At 60.4% G+C, this 5,336-nt stretch carries 4 protein-coding genes; all 4 read left to right on the top strand.

What is annotated here, in order from left to right; genetic code table 11:
* The coding region (vgrG, locus tag ACVBEF_RS20470; protein WP_447125757.1) for a type VI secretion system tip protein VgrG at window positions 1-1,793 on the top strand (1,793 nt) is incomplete at its 5' end.
* 183 nt (window positions 1,794-1,976) lie between these two features.
* A complete protein-coding gene (locus ACVBEF_RS20465) occupies window positions 1,977-2,276 on the top strand; it encodes a PAAR domain-containing protein (RefSeq protein ID WP_447124239.1) in 300 nt (99 codons plus the stop codon).
* Window positions 2,277-2,279: 3 nt separating this feature from the next.
* Window positions 2,280-2,720: a GPW/gp25 family protein gene (locus ACVBEF_RS20460; protein WP_447125756.1), complete on the top strand. Its 441-nt coding sequence runs from the start codon at window positions 2,280-2,282 to the stop codon at window positions 2,718-2,720.
* A 13-nt stretch (window positions 2,721-2,733) separates the two neighbouring features.
* On the top strand, window positions 2,734-5,336 hold a 2,603-nt coding region (locus ACVBEF_RS20455; RefSeq protein WP_447125755.1), incomplete at its 3' end, for a hypothetical protein.

Genomic DNA, 5,336 nt, shown 5'->3' with positions numbered 1-5,336 from the left:
CAGTCGGTGATAGCTTCTCTAAGCGCCCGGTTCATCGAGCACGAATCGATGCCAACGGCCAGCCGCTCAACAGCAGCTATCAGGTCATCTCCATCGACATCTGGACTGGCGTCAACAAATTGCCCAAGGCGCGCTTAGTCATCGCCGACGGCAGCCCGAACGAGGCCACCTTTCCGATCAGCGAAACCCCTACCCTGATTCCCGGCGCGAAGCTGGAGATTAGCCTCGGTTACGACGATGAACAAACGCAAGTATTCTCCGGCCTGATTTACCAACAGGGGATCGACATCGTCCAAAACGGTTTTTCGCACCTCATCGTCGAAGCCGCCGACCCCGCCATGGTCATGACGTTAGCGCGCAAGAACGCCATCTTCGAGAACATGAGCGACAGCGCTGTCATGCAAAAATTGATCGGAGAAGCGGGCCTGAAAGCCGCCGTCACCACAACCACCCCGGTGCAGCCGTCTATCGTGCAGTTCTATTGCTCGGACTGGGACCTCATGCTCATCCGTGCCCAATTGAACGGCATGGTCGTCATCACCGCCGACGCCACCATCACGGTCGCCCCACCCGTCACCAGTAGCGCACCGGTGCTGACTCTGACCTATGGCGATTCAATCCTCAGCTTTCGCGGCGAGATGGACGCCTCCACCCAGTACGCCGCAGCCGCCATTCAAAGCTACGCATGGGACCCGACGACACAGGCCATCTCCGCCTCGGGCCGGGCCAGTACCGACGTCAAGACGCCGGGCAATATCGATTCCGAAACACTGGCCGAAGTATTTGGCGTCAAGCAGTTTGTGCAGCAAACCGGGGCAACCCTGGCCAGTGCCGATTTGACCGCATGGTCATCCGCCGAACTGCTGATGACGCGGCTGGCCAAGATCCGCGGCGAGGTCAGCTTCCAAGGCTGCGCGTTGGCCGTCGTCGGCAGCATGGTCACCCTTGACGGGCTGGGCGACCGTTTCAACGGCGCGGCCTACGTCTCCGGCGTACGCCAGCATTCTGCACTCGGCCTATGGACCACAACGATCGAGATCGGCCTCTCGCCGCAATGGTTCGCCGCCACCGCCCCAAGAATCGCCGCCCCCGGCGCGTCCGGTCAATTACCGGCAGCGGCCAACCTGCAAACCGGGATCGTCCTCAAAACCGACGCCGATCCGGAGGGTGAATTCCGGGTTCAGGTTTCGCTGCCGCTGATGCAAGCAGGCACGCTGGGCCTGTGGGCGCGTCTGGGCAGTTTCTACGCCTCCAACGGTTTCGGCGCTGAGTTCTACCCCGAGATTGGCGACGAAGTCGTGGTCGCCTTCATGAACGGCGACCCACGCTTCCCCATCATCGTCGGTGCGCTATATAGCAAAAAAAATCCGCCACCGGTGACCCCGGACGCCAAGAACAACCAAAAGTCCATCGTCACCCGCAACAAACTGCGCATCGATTTTTTTGAAGAGGAGGGTGCCATCGAGATCTCCACGCCGAAAAAACAAAGCGTGCGCATCGACGACAAGACCGGCACGCTGACTCTCAAAGACAACAACGGCAACACCGTCACGCTGGCCGACAGCGGCATCACGCTCGACAGCGCCAGCAAAATTACGATGACCGCAAAAACCGACATCGTCTTGAGCGCACAAGGCAAGCTCTCACTCACAGGAACCGCTGGCGTGAGCATTGCCGGGGCGACCATCGCCGCAAAAGCCGATACCAGTTTTGCCGCACAAGGATCCGCCGAGGCAAAACTGACCTCGAGCGGGATCGTGACCGTGCAGGGCAGCTTGGTAAAAATCAATTAGGGGGGCTGATATGTTGCGTTTAAAAACACCGTTCGTACTGAGTAGCCCGTCAGGGCGTATCGAAGTATACGCGTGCGTTAGCGATTCTTCGATACGGCACTTTGTGCCTACTCAGTCCGAACGGGTTGTTAAGTGCATAGGTCGGCACCAGTCTCACAATCAACTCTCAGCACAGGATTTCGAATGCCCCCAGCCTCTCGCGTAACCGACATGCATGTTTGCCCGATGGTCACACCCGGCGTGCCACCCATCCCCCATGTGGGCGGCCCGGTGACCGGCCCCGGCGCGCCGACCGTTCTCATTGGCGGTCTGCCAGCAGCCTGCGTAGGCGACATGTGCGTCTGCGTCGGCCCGCCCGACTCGATCATCAAAGGCTCGGCCACCGTCCTCATCGGCGGCAGGCCAGCCGCCCGAATGGGTGACAGCACAGCCCACGGCGGCAGCGTCGTACTCGGCCTTCCGACCGTGATGATCGGAGGCTAGGCGATGGCCGACAACAACAAAAATAACAACACCGCGCAATTCCTCGGCACCGGCTGGACCTTTCCGCCCACCTTCGAGCGCAGTCCGGCGCAAGTGCGCATGTCGAGCGACGACTTAAACATCCGGCAGTGTCTGTGGGTGCTGTTTTCCACCACCATCGGCGAACGCATCATGCTGGCCACCTATGGCAGCAGCCTCGGCCTGCGGGTTTTTGACGCCCTGACCACGACCATGGCCAACACCATCAGTTCGAACATCCAGAAGGCGATTCTGGACTGGGAGCCGCGCATCGACGTGACCAATATCGACATCAAGGAAATGGCCCCGCAAAGCGGCGGCCTGACGATAAGCATCGATTACATCGTGCGCCAGACCAACTCCCGTAGCAATCTGGTGTTTCCCTTTTATCTGACCGAAGCCACGTTAGCGCTGCCGCCGTTATGAAAGATTCTTTGCAATGATTGTGCAACCCGACAGCGGTGCCCTTAACAATGCGATGAGCCAGCGCCAACGCAAGTTGCAAGCCCCCGCGCCCGAACGGGTGAAAGTCGACGGGCGCAGCCTGGCAGACCTGCTCGCGTTCGCCGCTGAATATGGCACGCTCATTCATTTTTATGACCTCACCGATACCATCGATGGTGACTGGTCTGCGTTCTTCTCGGACGACCCCAGTATCAAGCTGGCCTTGCGCGCCACGCTTGACCTGCCGGATATGGAAACTGCACTCGAACGGCTGCTGCAAGCGCTACGCAGCGCGCACGAAGTGGAACAAAGACTGGCCCACTGGGCGCTTCTGCAAAAAATACTGGTGCGTCTGATCGTGATGGTTGAGCCGGGCAGAATCGCCCGTGTCAGCTTCGCCAGCCTGGAACATGCGCTGGCCGATCTGATTGCAGCGCAACTGCACCATTTGCTCGTCGAACAAGCCAGACGTCTGGTGCTTCACCTCAATGGAGAAAATGCTGAGCATCGCCTCGGCCACCATGCACACAACGCCGACAACTGGTTAGAGGACCTGATCGCGCTGCTCGATGATCTCGTCGCCTCCTTGATCGACGTGCTGACCAAAGCGCGCGCCGCTGATTTAGCGCAGCTTGAAACGTCATTGCAAGACCATACGCATCCCCCGCAATCGGGTTTATGGGATGCCTTTGCCCAACTATTCGGCCATGCGCAAGAGAGCATCAATCGCTTTCCACGCCATCTGGTCACGTTTTATCAGAGCGATATATTGCGTCAGGATGCACGCAACGAACGCCCGGACCAACTGATACTGTCATTCACGCCCAGCGTTGGCGTCGCACAAACCAGCATTACCAAAGGCACGACTTTTCTCGCCGGTAAAGACAAGGACGGCCAGTCCATCACCTACGCGCTGGATGCGGCGCTGACAGTCGATGCGACTTCGGTGGCGATGCTGCGCACCCTGACACTGGCCCCGCAAACGGCAGTTGCCGCAGCCCAGGTACTGAGCGGCACGGTCAAACTGGCCGCAACGCCGCCCGCTATCGCAGCCCCCTTTCCCCTGTTCGGGGCGAACGACACTGGCATCGACGGCGCACTTGTCAGCACGCTGGCGACACTCGGCTTTGCTGTGGCCAGTCCGTGCCTGATGCTCACCGGCGGCGGCAGAACGATCACGCTCGGATTGGGTATCGCGCCGGTGTGCGAGGATGATCTGATTAGCGCGTTTGGCGCTTATGGCCTCAATGCCAGCGCCGCCACCTTGCCTGCCCAGCTGACACAACTGCTAGGACAGGCGTTCTCACTGCGTTATTCGAGTACCGAAGGCTGGATCGATATTCCAGCCTATACCGTCGTCAATTCCGATGGCTGCTACAACCTGTCATTCACACTCGGCCAGGACGCCGCCGCGTGGGTGGCCTGCGCCCTGCCACCGGCCCCCAACTGTGCGGTTCCTGACATCAGTACGCCCACGCTCTACGCCAGCCTGATACAACAGGGCGTGCCGGTGGACGATGTCACGGTCTATCCCTATACAGTGCTGTCTTGTGCGGTGCTCTCGGCGCTGTCTATCGACGTCGGCGTCGATGACTTGACTGCCGCCCAAATGATCACTCCATCCGGTGCGGCCAACGCTGACAAACCCTTCCCACTGTTCGGGTCGCCGCCGGTTCAAAACGCCGTATTCGCCTTCAATGCACCCGAATTGTTTGTCAAGCAGGTCAGCCATTTCACGATGGCGATCACATGGTCCGGTTTGCCCGTCACCAGCACCGGCTTTTCCGGCTACTACCAAGGCTACGTCATCGATGCCGACGGCAAGCGCTGCGCTGGCAGCCTGTTCGACAACGCCAGCTTTACCGTGGACATGGGCGTCGTCAATCCGGGAACCTGGCAGATCAGCGCCACCTCGACGCCATACCTGTTCCAGACCACGCAAGGCGAGCCAGTACCGGTACCAGCGGCCATGCCGCTGCCGCAAACGGTGCTGGTTCCCGTGGTCGCAACCAACCTGCCGGGCCCTTACTACAACCCGGCGATGAGCTATGTCAGCCTGACCCTGACCCAACCGACATACGCCTTCGGCGACATCTTGTATGCCCCGAACGTGATGGCCGCCTCATTGCAATTGACCGCCGCCGCCTCTGCCTGCGCCCAACAATGCGGGCAGGATGGTTGGGCCGCAGGCGCAACTGCGCAACTCGCTCTGTTATCGGCCATCTGCACCACCACGCCCGATAAACAATTCAAACAGCGCATCCAAAGCGCAGTCCAACAGGTCGTCGCCAGTCTGGACGCAATGGTGGTCACGACCATCCAAGGCGCTATTGCCGCCAGCGCCGCGACCGCCGACGAAAAGGCCGCATGGCAAGCCAGCCTGACGGCAGCGCTGGCCTTGCCAGACACCAGCTCGCTACTGGCCCGCATACTGCATCCGGGCAGGCAATCGGCGCAGCGCAGTACGCTGCACGACAATCTGGCGCAGTGGTTAAGCGCGCATGCAACCGCGCTGGCCACCTCGGTCCCGGTCCCGACCGGTCAGGCGCAAGCGCTGCTGGCCGCCGGGACCAGCGTGCCAGGAGCGTATGCCAAAGG

It is taken from the genome of Glaciimonas sp. GG7 (assembly GCF_052976905.1).
This window is presented reverse-complemented; position numbering and strand designations above follow the sequence as displayed.